The organism is Flavilitoribacter nigricans DSM 23189 = NBRC 102662, assembly GCF_002646595.1.
Taxonomy (GTDB): domain Bacteria; phylum Bacteroidota; class Bacteroidia; order Chitinophagales; family Saprospiraceae; genus Flavilitoribacter; species Flavilitoribacter nigricans.
In genome coordinates, this window is the sequence record NZ_PDUD01000024.1 from 249,495 (window position 1) to 270,348 (window position 20,854).

The following is a 20,854-nucleotide window of genomic DNA, read 5'->3' on the forward strand; positions in this document are numbered from 1 at the left end:
TGTTTTAAAAGCACCTACAACACTTGTATACAAATAGTTATAAATAAAGGTAATACCCCAATTAAGTACAACCATTTAAAAACCAAAAATCGTTTAACAATGACACCACAAACATTATCGTCAAGCAGTATCTCAGGAACAACAGTTGTAAATGCTAAAGGTGAGAGTCTGGGTAACATCAAGGAATTGATGATCGACACCGATTCCGGCCGCGTAGCATACGCCGTATTGTCTTTCGGTGGTTTTCTCGGTTTGGGCGACAAATATTTCGCCATGCCCTGGGAAGCATTCAAGATCGACAGTGAAGAAGAAAAGTTTGTCCTGAACGTAGAAAAAGAACGCCTGGAAAACGCTCCGGGATTTGACAAAGATAACTGGCCGAACCGCGCCACCCACCAAGACTACCTGGACAGCGTCTACAACCACTATGGATATACCCCGTATTGGCGTAAATCCACCTCAAAAGCATACTAATTGATGAAAACATCCCCCAAATGGTAGAATCAGCGTATTAATTGATCCCACCATTTGGATGCAATTAAACACCCAGGAAAGATGGTACGGTTAACTACTGTACCATCTTTTTTTATTGGACAAAATCACAAATCTGGATTCGATTGGGAAAAAGGGAGCTCCCATGACTTTACGCAATGTATGGAAATCGATTTCAAAAATAAGGAGTAGGCAGAAGCAAAAGAGGTTGGTTTCAGTAGCGGAAAAGACTTATTTTTGCCTGTACGAACCAAACAAATCACATAGAACACCCGGAATCTCAATTTTGTTTGGAACTTTTCGACCAAAAATTATGTTATTATAAATAGATGCAAAAAAATCTGATCAATATCCCCTTAGGTATATTTTGGCAAAATTGCGAAAGTTCTAACATTTTCGCATCCTCACGCACAGGCGTTTCAGCGCCGTTTACTGCTGCCTTGTCAATGCTTCTACAGTAGTGCCCGCTTATTGACGGGCTCACGGGATTTGTCTATCCACTATCGGATACAGGTTTTCATCGCCATGCTTAAAGCCACATTTTAAGGTTTTGACTATATTTTTCTAGCTCATTTAAAAATTATTTTACAAATGGAGAATGGTATCCTTACCGATGCGAAAGACGAGGTATTGGTTCGCAAATTGATTGAGCAGGTCGTACTGCCCAGGGGTTATCAAAACGTAAAAGCGAATACCGAGGGATATGACACTCCTTCCAAACTTAGTCGTCCTAATGAAGAAGGAGCATTTATTCCGGACGCCACCGGAGTGCTCAACGGTAAGAAAAGTTATTTCGAACTAGCCCAAAAGACCGATGATCTTCAGGAAGTGATCACCAAGTGGAAGTTGTTGAGCAACCTGGCTAGTTTTAAAAACGGAAAGCTTTTTCTGGTTGTGCCTCACGGTAATCTTGCTTTCACCAATCGGATCTTGAACAATTACCCCATTCAGGCGGAAGTAGTTAAGATGTAAATTTCTTCCTCCGTGTACTCCTGAAAGTTGGGACGGCATACAACAGGTATGCGTTCCCAACTTTTAATACCAATATAGTAGCGATCTTGATTTGCGATCGCTGAGCTTCTCCTTCCTGGTTGAGTCCAGGTCCTGGGGATTTTATTTTTTAAGCAAACCATTTCTTTACCAAATATTTTGAACCATGTTAATTATTGATGTCAAAGACAACGAGAGTATTGACCGGGCGCTGAAGCGCTACAAGCGCAAGCACCGGGACGCAAAAGTAATGCAACAGATCAGAGCCAGACAACACTATACAAAGCCCTCGATCGAACGTAGAAATCAGTTACTGAAAGCCGCTTACAAACTGAGAAAGCAGCAGGAGGTAGATTAAATACACCCCTCCCTTTCCGATGTCAATTGGCCGCGTATGCGGCCGTTTATCTTTTATGCCCCGCGGCAATCTCCCGGCCCCAATCTTTTTTCCTTCCGTCTCAATTGTCCTCATCATTACCATTTTCATCCGGCTTTATCTGGCCCACCACTTTTAAGCCCAATTCCATACCATTTGGTTAGCTTTGCCCCGGCGCTCGTCCCTCACGGACGGTGCAACGATTATGAAGTCCAAACCACAAACTGCCAGACCACCTTACTCCACCGGGGAGATCGCAGAGATCATCCGGGCTGAAAAGCACGGGCCACCGGATGCAGATCCCGAGATCATTTATCTACTGACGGACAGCCGGCAGGTTCGCTTTGCCGGACAGTCCCTGTTTTTTGCCATTTCGGGGCCCCAGCACGACGGCCACGCCTTTCTGGAGGAAGCCTACCGGAAAGGGGTACGTGTTTTTGTGATCAGTCGCCTACCGGAAAACTGGGAAGGGGCCGATGCAATTTTTTTAAAAGTCTACGACACGCTGGCTGCGCTCCAACAACTCAGCCGGCACCACCGGGCCGAATTTGGAATTCCCGTGATCGGCATCACCGGCAGCAACGGGAAAACGACGGTCAAGGAATGGCTCTTCCAGATCTTACAGGAATCTTATCGGATCGTACGCAGTCCGCGAAGTTATAATTCCCAGGTGGGCGTGCCGCTTTCCGTATGGGGGATGCGCGACTTTCACGAACTCGGTATATTCGAGGCCGGCATCTCCCAACCCGGAGAGATGCAAAAACTGGCCGCTATTCTGAACCCCACTATCGGTATACTCACCAATATCGGCTCCGCGCACGATGCAGGTTTTTCCAGCCGGGAACAAAAACTCCGGGAAAAACTTCAGCTATTCCGCAATGTCGAGGTACTCATTTACCAATCCGGTTTGGAAGAACTGGACCGGGTCATCGCGCAATCCGGCCTCCGCACCTTCACCTGGTCTACGCATCAGGATGCCGACCTTTATATCCGGGAGATCGACTGGAACCCGGGTGACACCCGGATTACCGCTCACTTCCGGGGAGAAACCCTACACCTCCGGATCCCATTTTCCGATGCCGCAGCCGTACAGAATGCGATCCACTGCCTGGCTACCGGATTGTACCTGGGGTTGCCCCCGGAGCAACTGGCCGGTCGCATCGGGCAACTCAGTCCCATCGCCATGCGGCTGGAACTACAGGACGGCCGGGACGGGTGTACCCTGATCAACGACAGCTACAACTCAGACCTGCAATCACTGGCCATTGCCCTGGATTACGCCCAGCAGCAAAGGGGCGAAAGTCAACTCAGTCTTATTCTTTCCGATATCCTCCAAAGCGGCACCGGCCCGAAACAACTGTATCGCAGTGTAGCTGAGCTGCTCCACCAATACCGCGTGGATCGCCTGATTGGAGTGGGGGAAAAGATCCATTTGATTGATGACTATCTTCAGCCGGCCATCAAACGGAACTTCTTTAAAAGCACCGGCGGCTTGCTGGCCGAACTTGACCAGTTGGCCTTCCGGAACGAAACCATTCTCATTAAGGGAGCACGACCGTTCGCCTTTGAAACGATTGCGCTCCGGCTGCTCCCCTATACGCACCGGACCCTGCTGGAGATCAACCTCAGTGCCATTGCACACAATATCCGGACCTTCAATGCTTTCCTAAATCCCGACACCCGGATGATGGGCATGGTCAAGGCCGCCGCTTACGGCAGCGGAAGTGCCGAGGTAGCCAGATTATTAAGTTTTCAGGGGATCGAATACCTCGGCGTTGCCTACGTGGACGAAGGAGTAGAACTCCGGAAAGCCGGGATCACCCTTCCCATCATGGTGCTCAATCCGGAACCGGTGACCTTTTCCTCCCTCTCCGAATACGATCTGGAACCGGAAGTATACAGCCTGGCCCAGGTACAGGCCCTCGCCCAGTATACGCGTACGCGGGGAAGCGTGATCCGCATTCACCTCAAGGTCGATACCGGCATGCGCCGCCTGGGTTTTATGCCGACGGATCTGGACGAGCTGATCCGTTTGCTGCAGGAACACCCACAGATCCCGCTGGCTTCCGTTTTCTCCCATCTCGCCGCCAGTGAAGATGAAGGGGAAGACGCCTTCACCCGGGATCAGGCCATGCGATTCAACGACTTCTACGAACGGCTCTGCGCCGCCCTGGACTATTGCCCACTGAGACATCTGCTCAATTCGGCCGGGATTGCCCGTTTCCCACAATACCAGATGGATATGGTACGTTTGGGCATTGGGATGTACGGGCTTGAGGTCTGCGGGGAACTACAGGGTCGCCTAAGGCCTTCTTTTCGCCTCAGCAGCCGTATTTCTCAGATCCGTCCGGTACTGGCGGGAGAAACCATCGGCTATGGCCGTCGGGGCCGTGCCGAAAAAGACCGAAAGATCGCGACGGTTAGCATCGGATATGCCGACGGACTGCTCCGGCGAGCCGGCAACGGTCGGTATTCGTTCCGCCTGCACGGCAAATTGGCGCCTACTGTCGGTAATATTTGCATGGATATGTGCATGATCGATGTAACCCATATCCCGGATGCCCGCGAGGGGGACGAAGTGCTGGTGTTCGGGGAAGAGCTTCCCATTGAACGACTTGCAGCCGTTTACGAAACCATTCCCTACGAAGTGCTGACGGGAATTTCGGGGCGGGTAAAGCGGGTGTACATCATGGAATGACAGAAAAAAATCCGGAAGCCCCCCTTCCCGGAAGATCCGGCTTTCGGTCTCCCCGATACGGAAAAGGAGTATGATCTTCCGGATACCTGGAACCATAATTATTCATTACCTTTGCAGGGTTTTTTAACCCCTGCGTATTTTGTGAGTTTACTTTGATAAAAAAGGATAAACCAGTGAAACAACTTTTTGCAATTCTGTTACTGACATTCGGCCTTTCCGGCCTGGTAATTGCCCAAAATGGAGACGACGTACTTTTTTCCGTTGCGGGTACGCCGGTTACCGTAGATGAATTCGATTATATCTACAGCAAAACGAACGGTAATAACGCGGACTACTCCAGAAAATCCTTGGAAGAGTACCTCGATCTTTATATAAAATTCAAGCTGAAAGTACAGAAGGCCCACGATCTGAAACTGGATACCATCCCGGCGCTGAAGGAAGAACTGGCCGGATACCGCCGCCAGCTGGCCGACGCCTACCTCATTGACCGGACCGTTACGGACAAACTGGTTCAGGAGGCCTACGAACGCATTCAGCAGGACGTGGACATCAGCCACATCCTGGTCAGTGTGGCTCCCGATGCCAGCCCGGCCGACACCATGGCCGCTTACCAGAAGATCATGACGGCCAAACAACAACTCTCCACCGGAGGGTCGTTCGAAACGATCGCCAAGTCCGTTTCCGATGACAAGTCAGCTCAGCGAAACGGTGGGCATATCGGCTTCGTTACGGCCTTATTTCCCAAAGGGCTGTACCAGTTGGAGACGGTCGCCTATACGGGTCCGTTAAATCAACTGCTCGGTCCCATCCGTTCGGATGCCGGTTATCACTTACTGAAGATCCACAGCCGCAGACCCGCCCGCGGTGAAATGGAAGCCGCACATATCCTGTTGCGGGTAAAAGACGGGAATGATGCCGCCGTTAAAAAACAAATGGACAGCATGCGCCGCACCCTGGAAGATGGTGCGGACTTCGAGCAACTTGCCCGCGAACACTCTGAAGACCGGGCTACTGCCAACGAAGGCGGATACATCGGTTTCTTCGGCATCAATCGCTACGAGCCGGTATTTGAAGACGCTGCTTTTGCGATCGAGAACGATGGAGATATCTCTCCGGTTGTAAAATCCAACATCGGATACCACCTGATCAAAAGAATTTCCCGGAAGACCATACAACCTTTTGAGGTAGAAAAAGGTCGTTTAGAGGCACGGATCAGTCAGGATCCCCGGTTTGAGATCGCCAAAACGGCTATGTTGAACCGGATCAAAATGGAAAACGACTTCAAGGAGAGCGCTAAGGTATTGAATACTTTTGCCCAGATGCAGACGGATACCTTCCTCACTTTCCGCTGGAAGGCACCCGCTAAACCGTCTAAGGAGACTTTGTTTTCTCTGGACGACTACAAGGTTACCCTGGGTGACTTTACCGACTGGCTCACACGCGCTTCCCGCAAACGCCTGCGTATGGGAGGAGGAAGCAGCGATGTACAGGCCGCCGTTCAGAGTCTTTACGCAGACTTTGTGAACGAAAAGCTGATGGAGTTTGAAGAAACGCAGCTGGAAGAGCGTTATCCGGAATTCAAAGCGCTGATGCGCGAATACCGGGAAGGCATTCTGCTTTTCGAAGCAACCAAAATGTTGGTGTGGGATAAAGCCGGTCAGGATACTCTTGGATTGCGGAAGTTCTACGATACGATCCGCGGAAAATACCGCTGGGGGGATCGCGTCCGCACCAGCGTATACGAAGTCCACAGCAAGCATAAGGATATGTTGACGGATATTCGCAATTTTGCCGCTGAAAATACGCCGGAAGAAGTTTTGGCGAAATACAATACACCTGAGAACAAGATCCTGAAGTACGAAGAATTTACGTACGAAAAGAATCGCAATGTGCCGCCCCCAATGGCTTCGGCCAAGTGGGAAGCCGGCACCCTGAGTGCGAACGAACCGACGCGATTGAACACCCTTAAATTTTACAAATTTGAAGAGGTGATGCCCCCGACCACCAAAACCCTGCAGGAAGCCCGCGGATACGTAGTGGCCGACTACCAGGATTACCTGGAAAAGCAATGGGTGGAGGAGTTGAAGAATGAGTACCGCGTAAAGGTCAATCGCAAAGTTTTTGATAGCTTAATTAAAGAATAGAAGTTGCATGCCAACTAAGCAATCCGGTGTCTTGTTTACCCTGTTTTGTGGGGTGATGGTGCTGCTGCTCGCAACCGGCTGTTCTTCGGATAACGAAGAATCAGAAAACCGTTTGCTGGCCCGCGTCAACAACAAGACGCTTTACCTGGCAGATATGGACGGAATGTTCCCTCCGGGAACCGTTCCTGAAGACAGTGCCCTGATCATTGATGCCTTCACCCAGCGGTGGATCCGGGAAGCGGTCCTGCTGGACGAAGCCGAAAGGAATATTCCCAGTGATCTGAATATTGACAAACTGGTACGGGATTACCGGGCTTCGCTGATCAAGCACAATTACGAAAAGATCCTCGTAGAAGAATTGCTGGATTCCACCATTGCGGAAACGGAACTGCAGGAGTTCTACGAAAAGAATAAAGAACAGTACCAGTTGGAAACGCCCATTGTGCGCTGCTACTTCCTCAAAGTACCGCTTCCGGTACCGCGACAGAACGAGCTTCGCCGGATGTGGAACTCCAAGGACCCAGATCAGTTGAAAGATCTGGTGGCTTATTGTTCTCAATTTGCCGTTGCGCATTTGTTGGAAGACAGTACCTGGTACGATGTAGAGGATATTGCCGCCGAGCTTCCTCCGGGAACCTTAACGGCCAACAATATTGACTCTAAGCGGGAGTTTACCCAGCAGGATGATAAATTCCAGTATTTTTTCCGGCTGTTTGAACTCAAGAACCGGAAGGACATCGCTCCTTTATCGTATATTGAAGATCAGGCACGCAAAGTCATTCTGCACAAAAGAAAACTAGAATTGCTGGAGGATACCCGGGAAACGATGCTGGAACGGGAGATGCGCCGCAATAATGTGGAAATATACAATTACTAGAGATATATGAAATCATTTTGGTTAAGTGTTTGTTTTCTGGGCTTACTGATCACTCAGGCTAACGGCCAGAGACAGATCATCGATAAGATAATAGCTACTATTGGCGGTGAATTTGTTCTGCTTTCCGAAGTGGAGGAACAATTTTCCCTGATGGAAGCCCAGCAGGGTGTACTTCCCGAGGATGCCCGCTGCAATATTCTCGATCAGGCCATTCTGACTAAACTCCTGCTCAATCAGGCCAAGTTGGACAGTATCATCGTGGCGGACGGCGAAGTTGAAGAGCAACTCAACGCCCGGATCGACCGTATTCTGACCTACATGAATAACGACATTCAGCAGTTCGAGGAATACTACGGGCAGACGATCGGCGAGGTCAAGGAACAATTCCGGGAAGACCTGAAAAATCAGATCCTCACCGAAAGAATGCGGTCGGAGATCATCAATAATGTGACGGTAACGCCTTCGGAAGTGCGAAATTTCTTCAATCAGATCCCTAAAGACAGTTTACCGTATTTCAGTTCGGAAGTTGAGGTGGGTGAGATCGTTTACAAACCGAAAGTAAACGCAGAAGAGCGCCAGAAGTCGATCGACAAACTGAAAAATATTCGCGAACAGATCGTTAGTGGAGAAGCTACCTTCGAAGAAATGGCCGCCCGTTTCGGGGACGATGGCAGCGCCCGGGTTGGCGGAGACCTCGGCTGGAGTAAACGCGGTAACTTCGTACCGGCCTTCGAAGCAGCCGCGTACAAACTGGAAAAAGATGAGATCTCGCCGGTAGTTGAAACCGAGTTTGGTTTCCACATCATTCAGATGCTGGAGCGCCGGGGTAACTCTGTGCACGTGCGCCACATCCTGGTCAAGCCGGAGATCACCGAGAATGACCTTACCCTGGCCCGCAATCATCTGGATTCCATCCGTACCCTCGTCATCAGTGATTCGCTGAGTTTTTCCGTTGCCGTAAAACGCCACTCCAATAAGGATGTGCAGAGCTATAACAACGACGGCCGGATGGTGAACCCGGCTACGGGTAACACCTTCTTTGAGGTGGGCGATCTGGATGCCGATATCTATTTCACGATCGATACCATGGAAGTTGACCAGATCTCAGCACCTTTTGAGTTTACCGGTCCTACGGGAGAGACTTTCTACCGCATCATCAAGCTGCAATCGCGTACCAAACCCCACCTGGCCAACCTGCAGCAGGATTATTCCAAGATCCAGCAGGCGGCCATCCAGGCTAAGAAGAACGACTACGTCAACGAATGGGTTTTGGAAAAAGCCGAAGCAACTTATATCGACCTGGACCCGATGTACGACAGTTGTCCGATCATCCAGAAATGGAAACAGGATCGGAGTGTTACGATACGACCTTAGCACAATAATTCACCGCAGTGGTTAAATTTCCGACTGCTGCGGTGAATTATTTTCGCCCCTCAATTTTATCTATAATCCCAATCTCAGAACATGCAGCATTATTTACTCCTCCTGATCCTTTTCCTTTCGGCCGGGCAGTTATCCGCCCAGGTGACCCTCGAACCACAACAGATCGTCGTTACGGAAGTCAGCCCGGATAGTACCCAGGCTATCGGCTACGGTCGGGTCAAAAATAATGCCGACGAAACCCGCACTTACCGTTGGGTAAGAACGATCCGTTCCATTTCCGAGGGTTGGGAAACGGCAGTATGCGATACCAATCTCTGTTATCTTCCTTATGTCGACAGCATGGAATTTGAGCTTTCCGCCCAGTTGGAGGCCAATATGAATGTCTACGTCTATCCCAACGAACTGGAAGGTAGCGCCGTCGTGGAAGTGAAAGTCGTGGATGTAGCCAATCCCGAGGTTTCGGCCAGCGCCGTCTATTATTTCAACGCTTCGCCGAGCAGTACGCGAAAAAGAGAACGCCATAAGAACCTCCAGGTGTACCCCAATCCTACCCGAAATATTTTCCAGGTAACGAATAGTGAAGCCGTTGGTAAGGTCGTACTGTTCAATCTTCTGGGACGCGAGCTCAAATCATTTTCCTACATCCCCGGCGACCTGTACCGAATGGACAATCTGCCGAAAGGCACTTATCTCGTACAGTTCCAGGACCGGGACGGACGCATATTAGTTACCCGGGTACTGAATAAATTGTAAATTGGAACCAAAATCCTTTTTACAATTCAGGTATGATTCCGCAAATTTCCCGTTTACGATCTTTTGCCAACTCCTTCCGATTCGTAAAAGATCCCATCAGTGCGATCAACGGTAACCTCCAACAGTTGGGACCGACCTACGGTATGTATTTGGGCGGCCTCAAGGCCGGCATCCTGTCGATCGAACCGGAGATAATCCAGCAGATCCTGCAAAAGAACCACCGCAACTATCCCAAGTCACCGATGCACTTTGAGAAACTGGCCTATTTCCTCGGGAATGGCCTGCTCACCAGCACCGGAGATTACTGGCTGCGGCAACGGAGATTGATCCAGCCCGGCTTCCACCGCCAGAAACTCGCTGCGCTTACCGATATCATGCAGGATACCATTGAGCAGCAACTCGACCGTTTTGAACAACGGATCGACGGAGAGGTCGATGCCTATACCGAAATGATGGAAATGGCTTTTCGGGTAGTTGCCGCTTCCCTGTTCAGTACCGCTCTCACGGAGGAGGAATTGCAAAAACTGAGCTATGCGATCACCACACTGCAGGAATTCATCGTACGGCAGATCCGGCAACCATACCTCAATCCGTGGTTCAGGATCAGCGGCCAGGTCCGAAAGCACGAACGCCTAACCGGCCAGGCCGATAGCGTGATCAAAAATACGATCAGGAAGCGACAGGCCAATCAGGAGAAAGGCGACGACCTGTTACAGATGCTGATGGATGCCCGCTACGAGGATACCGGCGAGCCGATGGGCGAAAGACAACTGCTGGATGAAAGCAAGATCATTTTTGTGGCGGGCCATGAGACTTCAGCTAATGCATTATCCTGGACCTGGTACCTGTTGGCCCTGCATCCGGAAGTGACCCAAAAGATCCGGGATGAGATCCGGGCGGTATTGGAAGATCGGCGACCGACTTTTTCTGACCTGCCCAAACTGGCCTATACCAGCCAGGTGATCGAAGAAAGTATGCGCCTGTACCCACCGGCCTGGATCACGGACCGGCTCGCACTGGAAACCGATGAAATAAAAGGCGTGAAGATCCCGGCCGGTACGATAGCGGTGCCCTATATCTACGGCGCCCACCACAATCCGGCCACCTGGTCGGATCCGGAGACTTTTGATCCGGATCGTTTCAGTCCGGAAAACCGCAAGAAAATACCCGCCTATGCCTATCTGCCTTTTGGCGGCGGCCCCAGACTATGCATCGGAAATAATTTCGCCATCATGGAAATGCAGTTGATCCTGGTGGAAATGATCCGACGTTATAATTTTGAGCTGGTGCCCGGTCAGGAGATCCAGATGAAGGCGCTGGTCACGCTCCGGCCCTATCCGGGCGTGCGTATGAAATTTTCCCGACGTCCGTAGCCGCGCCGGCGATCACTCCACCGGTATCACATCATCGACAAAATATTCCGTCTTACCCTGCCAGGGGAAAGAACGATATCGTTGTTTGTAGTGCAGTTTTACCCGCTTGCCTTCGTACTGTTGCAGCTTTTCGTAAACCTCATTCCTGGTAACGGAAAAAGCCCAGATGTTGCCGCTGAGCCCGTCATTGGTATCCGATTGGAAACCACCCAGATTCAGTTGCCCTTCGTAGGTTTTGAATACTACGCCTTTGCGGGAGATCTTGATCAGATCACCGGCCCGGGTGCCGTCGCTGTAGGTCCAGCCGCTTACCCAAACGAAAATGCCGAAACCGGCAACGATCACCAGCAAGAGTACCAGGAAAAATTTTTTGATCCAGGCCCATACCTTGCTCCCGCCGCTTTTAACCACTTGTTGGAATTCACTCATAAGTGTCGAGGTTTGTTTGAGTGGTAAATTTACAATTTCCTTTACATTCCTGCATCGATGCAGAATTTATCTCCATCTGCACCTTGCAAAGCACACTCAATCCCAATTAAATTTCAATTTATAGTAGAAAATCAAAAATAAATTTTAGTTTCTTGAGAAGCCCCATTGATGATTCGGACTAAAATCTTTAACTTTAACAAACGAACTGTCCCTAAACCTCTAATTAATAACACCAAATCAAATTAAGTTGCGTTCTAATATTACACGCAACTATCATCCCTGACCTTATGACCAGAAAAGATTTCATAAAAAAAGCGGGCCTGGGCCTGATCTCCGGACCGTTTGCCCTCAAAGGCGGCAGCTATTTTCAGACCCGCTCGCTACTGAAAGCCACTCCCCCACCCTTTAACTGCGTTCTGGCGCCCACTCAGACCGGTGGTCCCTTTTATCTGGACCCACAATACGATAGAAAAAATATTACGGAAGAACAGCCGGGCCTGCCCCTGAAGCTGAAAGTGAAGGTATTGGGCGTCTCCAACTGCGAACCGGTACCCAATGCGCTGGTCAATATCTGGCACTGTGACGCCCGTGGTGTTTATTCGGAATTCGGCCGGGTTGCCGGCAATCCGGATGATGCATCCGATGCTTCCTGGCTGCGTGGGTATCAGACTACGGATGTCAACGGCATCTGCGAATTTGAAACCATTTTCCCCGGCTGGTATCCCGGCCGGGCCACCCATATCCATTTTGACGTTCATCTCGGTTTTGAAGCCGGAGGAGAAGTGGACGGTACCCACGATGCAAGTTCCACTTTTTATTCCCAGATGTATCTTCCCAACAGTATCAAGACCAAAGTTTACGCAGATCACGATGCTTACGCCGATAAGGGAGACAATCCGACGGGAACGAATAATGATTCCCTGTTTCAGAATGCCGGTGCGCCCGAAGCGCTGATGCTCACCTTCGATGAGACGGAATATCCGGAGTCGCTCAGCGCCGAATTCACCATCGGTCTGGACATGGCCGGTACACCAACCAAAACGAAAAACCTCGAAGGCCGGAATCATTTCCGGCTCAATCAAAACCTCCCCAATCCATTTTCGGAAACAACCAGCATCAGTTTTGCGATGCTTTCGGCGGGTACCGTTACCCTTTCGGTCTTCAACATGTCCGGGGAACTTGCGGCTCAGCTCATGCGCCGTCAGCTACCTACCGGAGACTATACGGTGGAGTTCAACCGGGCCGCACCGGATTTCTTTCTGCCCTCCGGCACCTATTTATTTGATATGATGGTGGATAATCCGGAAGGAAGGTTCCGACAATCCCGGAAACTGATTATCGTCTAAAGAGCTCTTTACAGCTCGATCACCCGATCGGGCATCACTACCGCCAGAGGCCGGAAGCGGCCGTTTTCCCATTCGGCAAACACACTGACTGGATGGCCGCCGCTGACTGCCATGATCTTCCAGAAGGCCTGATCGTCTATAGCGATGGAAAGGGCCTGCTCTTCGGTGTCCAAGAGCCACTGGCGTTCTTCCCGCCAGACCGGGCGAACGGCGGCCAGCAGGCAGGGTAAGGTCTGTAGCCAGGGATTCCCGGCCAGCGCGCGGCTTAAATATTCCGGCCATTCGCTGAAGTTGAAAATACCGCTCAGTCCGACAAAGGGTTCTTCTACTTTCCGGAAATCGCCGACCAGGGCCCGCAGAGGGTAGCTGCCGGGATAAAAGTGCAGCTTCCCGTCAAAGACCATACCCAATGGCCAGTTTTCCCGATAGCCCTGCTGGTTCCAGTTGAAATCGAGCAACAGGGCCTGTTGTCCGGTCTCTTCTCCCAGCAACCAGGTGCGCCGATAGGCCAGGTTTTCACTCTCCTCCTCTTCCCTGATCCCCGTAACCAGCCAACGATCGGCCACGGCCGGCTCGGTCAGTACCCGATCCCGCCGGACGGAAACTCCGGCAACATTCAGTAGTTCCTGTTGCAGGTTCTCCGGCAATTGTTCGTAGCGTTTGAAAGCCCGGATAAGTAGATAGAGTTCGGCCAGGGTGGCCAGTACGGCTTCGTACCAGTCGTCGTCGCGCGGCAATTGCGAAATAGAACGCAGCCGGGCGGCCGGTCCGCTCAGTTGGCTATCCGTCATGCGCACGGCCAGGTCTTCCCAGAATTGCTGATCTTCCGGATCGATGGTAGCCAGACCATTCTCGATGATCTGTGTAAGCCAGTTCTCCAGTTCCAGGAGTCCGCCCTGCATGCGTAGCAGACGATCGTCACTGGGTCCGGTAGATACTTTTGGCTTTTTTCTCGTTTTGGAAGCGTTCGACCAGGCTTTTTTAACCCAGTCGGGCAGGTCGTAAGCGACCCGGAAATGTTCGTTACTGCGGATCAGCAACAGCGGCATCGCCAAAGCGTGCTTGCAGGGATGCCGCGGGCTGCGACAGGTACAATGAAAACGGGCCTGCTCCAGATCGACAGCGACCTGGTACCGCTGGTGACCGCCACCTTCGTATTCCCCCCACACCAGTTTTTCATTGCCGGCCAGGGTGAGCCAGTTCTTCAGGGCAAAGGATATCCCCCGGGCACGTTTTAAGGTTTCCGGATCGGGAGCGAGACGGGCTAGATCGGAATAGTTCCAGAGGTCCATTTTTTGCTGATCTGATGACTTGGTGATGCGATTATCTAATGTAGGGAAGAACATTAATTGTTAATAATCGATAACCAGAAGGGACTGGATTTTCACCGCAAAGGCGCTAAGTCGCAAAGATTTAGGGCTGTTTTCTTTGAAAAATTTGCATTGGCAAATTTTTCAAAGTCCTTCCCAGTCGGGCCCTGCCCGGAGCGGTCTTCACGGTTAAGATCACAAAAACTTAGCGGCTTGGCGTCTTTGCGGTGAATCCAAGCTTTATAAATTTTCAATGTTCAGCACTAGATCAAATAATCGCATCATTATTTAATCGTCATCCTCTTCACTGATAATACCCAAAACGGACATGGCTTTTTCGGAAGCGGTCTGCTCGGCGCTTTTTTTGTTAAAGTCATCGGCCGTGGCCAGTTTTTTACCGTTCACCATGACCGCTACCTTAAAGCGATCGCGCTTTTCGAACTTGTAGCGGGCCAACAGTTTGTAGCTGACCGTCTGACCGTTCTTCTGGCACCATTCGAGCAACTGACTTTTGTAGTTGTCATCGTAACTTTCCAGTTCGTGCACATCCACGTAGTTGCGCAGTACCTTTCGGATCACAAAGCGCTTTGTGCCGCTATAGCCCGATTCCAGGTACAGGGCCCCGACGAGTGCTTCCACCGCATTGCCCAGCATAGAGCGGCTCAGGCGGGTGTTGGTGTATTCCGAAAGCAGAACGTCCAGTTCCATTTTGTCTCCGATCTTGTTGAGCGATTTACGCTTAACGATCTTGGAGCGCATTTTGGTCAGAAAGCCCTCATTGCTGTTGGGATACTTTTTGAAAAGGTATTCGGCCACGATGGTACCCAGTACCGCATCCCCGAGATATTCCAGCCGTTCGTTATTCTGAATGGCGTAAGCCCGCTCGGAATTATTGGACTTGTGGGAAAAGGCAAGCTTGAAAATAGCCAGGTTGGCCGGCGTAAAACCGATCAGGGATCGAAGTCTTCTGGCTAATTGCTTGTCCGGGGAGAAATAATAGTTGTAAATCCTTTTAATGAATCGCAAAATCAACGATTTGTAGATGAATAGATCACCTATAAGTAGATACGCGGCACTCCCGTCAACGCTGGTGTACCCACTGTACCTACTTAAAGGCATAAGCACTGAATGACCGGAGTCATTCAAAATTCCACCGACCGTCGGCCGGGTCATAAATCAATCTTTGAAAAATCGAAAACTCGCGATAAGGCAGGAGTATTCCAGAAATCGGATGGATCGGTAAATGCTAACGGATCAGCAGTCCGAAATGGCATAGGAGGAATTGATCATAGCGATTTTTTGGCATTTCTAATTTCACAGCAAAATCCCAAAAAATCAATATTCAATTGCCCAGATCAGACCAGTACCGTATCCGGCCACTTTTCCGGTGTACTCCACGATCGACAAATCAAAGAAAGAACTATAGTTATTAGCACACAAATACGAAGGTCGTCCAAAATTTCGCTGACGTAAGATCAGCAACTGAAGATCACCCGTGAAATTATCGGTTGCTGCGGGATGCGGGGCAGCGGATTTGCCATCCCAACACTCCGGATCCCGCAACCCGGTGATCACCAGTTATCCAGATGAATGTTCAACGAATTGCTACTCAGAAAGCAGCAATTGGAACGATCCATATTTGGATGCTTAGGAATTATCTATTTGTCTAAGTTGTCGTACCTGTTGCAGCAGTTCCGGCAGCGCTCCCGAATGGTCACTTGTCCCTCCGTGCTGGCTCTGCGCAGGCTTCTGCATTTTACGCAACCTGAATTATCTTATTCTTCGTAGGCCTTAAAGATCGTAGCGGAGTTGTGTCCGCCGAAGCCGAAGGTATTACTCAGTGCTACCTTGACATCGCGCTCCTGGGCTTTATTGAAGGTCAGGTTAATTTTAGGATCAATTTCCGGATCATCATTAAAGTGATTGATCGTCGGTGGTACAAAGTTATGATTTATTGCCAATATACAGGCAATTGCCTCAATTGCACCCGCAGCGCCCAGCAAATGCCCGGTCATGGATTTGGTGGAACTGACGTTGATATTGTATACGTGATCTCCCATCAGCTGTTGCACGGCCTTGAGTTCGGCAATGTCTCCCAGCGGAGTGGAGGTCCCGTGTGTATTCACGTAATCGATATCCTTCACCTCCAGGCCGGCGTCTTTCAGCGCCAAACGCATCACGTTCATCGCACCGATCCCTTCCGGGTGGGGAGCCGTCATGTGGTAGGCATCGGAAGTAGCGCCGCAACCGACCAGCTCGGCGTAGATCTTGGCCCCTCTTTTCTTTGCATGCTCCAGTTCTTCCAGGATCAGGGTACCGCCTCCCTCGCCCAGTACAAAGCCATCGCGTTCGGCATCGTAGGGTCGAGAAGCAGTCTTGTAATCATCGTTCCGGGTAGATAGCGCTTTCATTGCGTTAAAGCCGCCGATACCCGCTTTGGTTACACTGGCCTCGGAACCGCCCGTAATAATGAGATCGGAGCGTCCCAGACGAATGTAATCAAAGGCTATATTCATAGCGTGGCCGGCCGAAGCGCAAGCCGAAACGGTAACAAAACTCGGTCCCCGAAAACCGTACTTCATGGAGATATGTCCCGCAGACAGGTTGGCGATCATCTTGGGGATCATGAACGGATTGTAACGCGGAGTGCCGTCCCCGGCTTCAAAATCTTCAATCTCTTTTTCCAGCGTGCTGAGTCCGCCGATACCGGAAGCGTAGATCACTCCGGCCCGGTCCAGGTCGATCTTTTCGAGATCCAGACCGGAATCTTCCATAGCTTCCATGGCCGTGACCATCGCATAAATGGAGAAATCGTCAAATCGACGAACTTCCCGACGGTCCAGAAAAGCCGAAGCGTCAAAATCTTTTAATTCGCAGGCGAACTGGGTTTTAAATTTTTCTGCGTCAAAATGGGTGATCAGATTAGCGCCACTGGTTCCTGCCTTCAGGCCTTCGAGATACGCCTGCAGATCGTTGCCAATGGGAGTCAATGCACCTAAGCCTGTAATTACAACCCTTTTCATAAGCCGTTATTTCTAGAGAAGATTTTTCTTGGATCAGGAAAATCGGGTTCCTGAACAATACGCTGCACGTGAAGCGGTGCGCCTGTAATGGATTTGGGGAGCTGGAAGGCTGAAACCCGGAGTAAAAGAATAACCAGCCTCCTAATTATGGAAATATCCACAAACCAGTTAGTTTCCGGCCTGTGGATATCCATTAAGGGTAGTTTAGAACCCTTATTACTTTACCTGTGCCTCGAGATATTCTACGGCATGACCAACAGTCTGAATATTTTCAGCTTGCTCGTCGGGGATGGAAATATCGAATTCTTTCTCAAATTCCATGATCAGCTCAACCGTATCCAAGGAATCGGCGCCAAGATCGTTGGTGAAGCTAGCCTCTGGGGTAACTTCTGATTCGTCGACACCCAACTTATCAACGATGATTTTACTTACTCTTTCTGCAATGCTTGACATAGTCAATTCGCTTTTTAGTTATACGAATATTGCTGCAAAGTAAATGAGAAGTACCTTGATAACCAAAGTTTTTTATCAATTTTTGTCGTCGAAGGCAGCACTGCGGATTTTTGGATGTTAGGACACAAGCCCTTATAAGTGCGTACGATTGAAAGGATTAAGTATCTTTGGCCAAATGAAAGGAAAGTAAATACCACCCTCAACCAAATCTTATTTCCGGGCCATTTTCTCCTTTTTCGGGTCCCTTTTTGGGCCAGTTTCTCCGGCCGGAGGGAGGATTTTTCAGGATTTAGTTGATTCCCATTTGTTATTTTTTCAGATAACCGTACTTTTACGCACCTAATTATTGTAATTTTTACACTTATTCCCGATTAAGCATAAAACTTTGACCTGCTAAGCTTATTTTTGCCGCATCGGAAACGGCCGATACCCTCATACCAAATTAATCTACTGTACCAGCCGGGTACGCCCGGTTACCAGGGAATTGATTTAAACTTTTAATGCCGGACTGCTGTCTAAGCTCCCAAATCTCCTGGACATCAGCTTTTTTTCGTCCCAGACCTTCCCCAGTACGGGCCCGTATGGTCAGGAATGAAACTCAAAAAGAGCTTCGCCAGTAAATTCGGGGCTTGACTTCATCGGCAGCCAAAAAGATTAAACCAGTTCAGGTTTTAAACCTAATCCTTCCAAACTTATCAACCAGATAATTACGACGTATATGAATATTACTGATCATCAAAATACCAAAATCGTGGCTACGGTAGGCCCGGCCTCCAGCGCTTACGATAACCTGCTGGCTCTGGTAAAAGCCGGCGTAGACGTTTTCCGTCTCAACTTTTCGCACGGCAGTCACGAGGACCATCTGGAGGTAATCAACCGCATCCTCTACATCAATAAGAAGTATAACCTTCACATTGGTATTCTGGCCGACCTGCAGGGACCGAAACTGCGCGTAGGAAAGATGGAAAATAACGGCCTGGAAATAAAGGAAGGTGATATTCTGACTTTCGTCAACGAACCCTGCATCGGCAATATGGAGAAGATCTATATGAGCTACCCGGAGTTCCCGACGGATGTGAAAGTGGGCGAGCGCGTACTGGTTGACGACGGCAAACTGGTATTCGAAGTAGTAGAGACCAATAAGAAGGATCAGGTTAAGCTGAAGGTTTTATTCGGCGGCACCCTTTCTTCCAATAAGGGGGTCAACCTGCCCAACACCAAGATCTCATTGCCTTCTCTGACGGAAAAGGACCTGAAGGACCTGGAATTCATGCTGACGCAACCCGTCAACTGGATTGCCCTGTCTTTCGTACGTTCGGGTAAGGACATCAAAGATCTGCGCAAACGGATCGATGCGGTCAACCACCCGGCCAAGATCATCGCCAAGATCGAGAAACCGGAAGCCGTAGAAAATATCGACAAGATCATCAAGAACTCCAACGGTATCATGGTTGCCCGCGGTGACCTCGGTATCGAGGTGCCCATGGAACGCCTGCCGGTGATCCAGAAGGAGATCATCAAGAAATGCATCCAGCGCGCCCGTCCGGTGATCGTAGCGACCCAGATGATGGACAGTATGATCACCAATCCGAGCCCGACCAGGGCGGAGATCACCGACGTAGCCAATGCGGTATTCGATGGTGCCGATGCAGTAATGCTCAGTGGAGAGACTTCCGTAGGAGTACACCCCGTCAAGGTAGTAGAATCAATGAACAAGATCATTGATCAGGCGGAATCTTACACGAATACGGAAAAACGCCGCCCCATTACTTCCCCTAAGTCCAGAACGTTTTACTCGGATGCCCTGTGTCTGAATGCCGCCCGGATGGCGGAAGAGATCAAAGCCAAAGCGCTGGTGGGTATGACGAGTTCCGGATATACGGCCTTCAAACTGTCCAGCTTCCGGCCGAACAGTAAGATCTATATTTTCTCCGACCGCATGCACATGCTCGCTACGCTGAATCTGGTGTGGGGCGTTCGCTGTTACTACTACGATCGCTTTACCACTACGGATGATACGATCAGTGATGTTTCGGAGATCCTGAAAGGCGCCAAGAAGGTGGAGCCGGGAGATGTGATCGTCAATACGGGCAGTATGCCGCTGCACCGGCGGCACCGGACCAATATGATGAAAATTACGGTAGTAGAATAATACCAATAGGTTGGTTACCGGTAGCAGTGCTACCGGTAACCGGCCCACTTCTTATCCTTTATTTCTTTCCCAATAGTTCTGTTCTTCGATCTCTTCCAGCAGCATGAGGTAATTCATGTATCGCAGTTCGCTTACCTGCTGTTCTTCCACCGCCTCCTTTACCGCACAGCCCGGCTCGTCGCGATGCAGACAACTGCCCCCGAAGCGGCAGTCTTCGGACAGTGCAAAGAATTCCCGGAAATTGTGCGCCACATCCTGCGGTTCCAGGTGATTAAAACTCAGGGTCTTAATACCCGGCGTATCGATGATGGCACCTCCGAAATCCAGGTCGAACATTTCGGCAAAAGTAGTGGTGTGCTGCCCTTTTCCGGAATGCCCGGAAAGGTCCTGGGTGCGTAGTTCCAGTTGGGGCTGGATGGCGGTCACCAGGGTCGATTTACCTACTCCGGACTGGCCGGCAACCAGGGTGATTTTATCTTTGAGCGCGCCTCTCAATTCTTCGATGCCCTGTCCGCTTACCGCCGATACCAGAAACACCTGATAGCCGATATCCTCGTACATGTACTCGATAGCTTCGTACAGTTCAAGGTCGTCCTCACTGTAAAGGTCTGCTTTGTTGAAGATGATCAGCGTGGGTATTTCATAAGGCTCGGTCATGAGCAGAAAACGATCGATGAAACCCGGTTTCAGCATGGGCTCTCTGATCGTAACGATCACCATGGCCTGGTCAATATTACTGGCCAGCAGGTGCATATCCCGTTTCCGTCGTGGCGACTGTCGCACCACATAATTGGTACGCGGTTTGATATTGCGGATCAAACCGGTCTCTTCCTCTCCATCTTCCATAATGACCTCTACCTGATCACCTACCGCCACCGGATTGGTAAGATTCAGACCTTCCAGGCGAAATTTACCCAGTATCCTACAGGGTACCGTACGCCCATCCGAAAGCTTCACCTGATACCAACTCCCCGTCGACTTGATCACAATGCCTTCTTCCATTCAGTTTGTTTGTTTTTCCAGTGTAACCCCGATGACCGGGCTAAAGTTCCATG

Annotated in this window: 17 protein-coding genes; 11 read left to right on the forward strand and 6 right to left on the reverse strand. The window is 50.2% G+C overall.

What is annotated here, in order from left to right; translation table 11 throughout:
- Positions 1–99 precede the first annotated feature (99 nt).
- The 9 genes from CRP01_RS20235 to CRP01_RS20275 all read left to right on the forward strand — a co-directional run bounded on the left by CRP01_RS20235 (position 100) and on the right by CRP01_RS20275 (position 11,086).
- The gene (locus tag CRP01_RS20235) at positions 100–474 is read left to right on the forward strand and encodes a PRC-barrel domain-containing protein (protein WP_099151907.1); all 375 of its coding nucleotides are present in this window, start codon (positions 100–102) and stop codon (positions 472–474) included.
- 609 nt (positions 475–1,083) lie between these two features.
- Positions 1,084–1,464, forward strand: a complete 381-nt coding sequence (locus CRP01_RS20240; protein WP_099151908.1) for a hypothetical protein — start codon at positions 1,084–1,086, stop codon at positions 1,462–1,464.
- 184 nt (positions 1,465–1,648) lie between these two features.
- Positions 1,649–1,840: a 30S ribosomal protein S21 gene (gene rpsU / locus CRP01_RS20245; protein ID WP_099151909.1), complete on the forward strand. Its 192-nt coding sequence runs from the start codon at positions 1,649–1,651 to the stop codon at positions 1,838–1,840.
- Between the two features lie 223 nt (positions 1,841–2,063).
- Positions 2,064–4,556, forward strand: a complete 2,493-nt coding sequence (locus CRP01_RS20250; protein WP_099151910.1) for a bifunctional UDP-N-acetylmuramoyl-tripeptide:D-alanyl-D-alanine ligase/alanine racemase — start codon at positions 2,064–2,066, stop codon at positions 4,554–4,556.
- A 173-nt stretch (positions 4,557–4,729) separates the two neighbouring features.
- Positions 4,730–6,700: a peptidylprolyl isomerase gene (locus CRP01_RS20255; protein ID WP_170110466.1), complete on the forward strand. Its 1,971-nt coding sequence runs from the start codon at positions 4,730–4,732 to the stop codon at positions 6,698–6,700.
- A gap of 7 nt (positions 6,701–6,707) precedes the next feature.
- A complete protein-coding gene (locus tag CRP01_RS20260; RefSeq protein WP_233752721.1) occupies positions 6,708–7,577 on the forward strand; it encodes a hypothetical protein in 870 nt (289 codons plus the stop codon).
- Positions 7,578–7,583: 6 nt separating this feature from the next.
- Entirely contained in the window at positions 7,584–8,951 is a 1,368-nt protein-coding gene (locus CRP01_RS20265) for a peptidylprolyl isomerase (protein WP_099151912.1), read from the forward strand.
- Positions 8,952–9,041: 90 nt separating this feature from the next.
- Positions 9,042–9,713: a T9SS type A sorting domain-containing protein gene (locus CRP01_RS20270; RefSeq protein ID WP_099151913.1), complete on the forward strand. Its 672-nt coding sequence runs from the start codon at positions 9,042–9,044 to the stop codon at positions 9,711–9,713.
- A 32-nt stretch (positions 9,714–9,745) separates the two neighbouring features.
- Positions 9,746–11,086: a cytochrome P450 gene (locus CRP01_RS20275; RefSeq protein ID WP_099151914.1), complete on the forward strand. Its 1,341-nt coding sequence runs from the start codon at positions 9,746–9,748 to the stop codon at positions 11,084–11,086.
- Between the two features lie 12 nt (positions 11,087–11,098).
- On the opposite strand, the gene CRP01_RS20280 is transcribed toward CRP01_RS20275, so the two are convergent.
- Positions 11,099–11,515, reverse strand: a complete 417-nt coding sequence (locus CRP01_RS20280; protein WP_099151915.1) for a 6-phosphogluconate dehydrogenase — start codon at positions 11,513–11,515, stop codon at positions 11,099–11,101.
- 287 nt (positions 11,516–11,802) lie between these two features.
- Here CRP01_RS20280 and CRP01_RS20285 point away from each other — a divergent pair, with 287 nt between their 5' ends.
- Positions 11,803–12,861, forward strand: a complete 1,059-nt coding sequence (locus CRP01_RS20285; protein ID WP_099151916.1) for a dioxygenase family protein — start codon at positions 11,803–11,805, stop codon at positions 12,859–12,861.
- Between the two features lie 8 nt (positions 12,862–12,869).
- On the opposite strand, the gene CRP01_RS20290 is transcribed toward CRP01_RS20285, so the two are convergent.
- From CRP01_RS20290 to CRP01_RS20315, 4 genes are all read right to left on the reverse strand, one after another.
- A complete protein-coding gene (locus CRP01_RS20290; protein ID WP_099151917.1) occupies positions 12,870–14,153 on the reverse strand; it encodes an SWIM zinc finger family protein in 1,284 nt (427 codons plus the stop codon).
- Between the two features lie 306 nt (positions 14,154–14,459).
- Positions 14,460–15,197, reverse strand: coding sequence for a ribonuclease III (gene rnc / locus CRP01_RS20300; RefSeq protein WP_233752722.1), 738 nt, complete (start codon positions 15,195–15,197; stop codon positions 14,460–14,462).
- Positions 15,198–15,946: 749 nt separating this feature from the next.
- Positions 15,947–17,194 carry a beta-ketoacyl-ACP synthase II gene (gene fabF, locus CRP01_RS20305; RefSeq protein ID WP_099151919.1) on the reverse strand — a complete coding sequence of 416 codons (1,248 nt, stop codon included), beginning with the start codon at positions 17,192–17,194 and terminating at the stop codon, positions 15,947–15,949.
- Between the two features lie 216 nt (positions 17,195–17,410).
- Positions 17,411–17,647, reverse strand: coding sequence for an acyl carrier protein (locus CRP01_RS20315; RefSeq protein ID WP_099151921.1), 237 nt, complete (start codon positions 17,645–17,647; stop codon positions 17,411–17,413).
- Positions 17,648–18,365: 718 nt separating this feature from the next.
- Between CRP01_RS20315 and pyk the strand changes: the two genes are divergently transcribed.
- Positions 18,366–19,799 (forward strand): pyruvate kinase, encoded by a 1,434-nt coding sequence (gene pyk / locus CRP01_RS20320; RefSeq protein ID WP_099151922.1) that lies wholly within the window; start codon positions 18,366–18,368, stop codon positions 19,797–19,799.
- Positions 19,800–19,850: 51 nt separating this feature from the next.
- Here pyk and rsgA read toward each other — a convergent pair whose 3' ends face one another.
- Positions 19,851–20,801: a ribosome small subunit-dependent GTPase A gene (gene rsgA, locus CRP01_RS20325; protein WP_099151923.1), complete on the reverse strand. Its 951-nt coding sequence runs from the start codon at positions 20,799–20,801 to the stop codon at positions 19,851–19,853.
- Positions 20,802–20,854 lie beyond the last annotated feature (53 nt).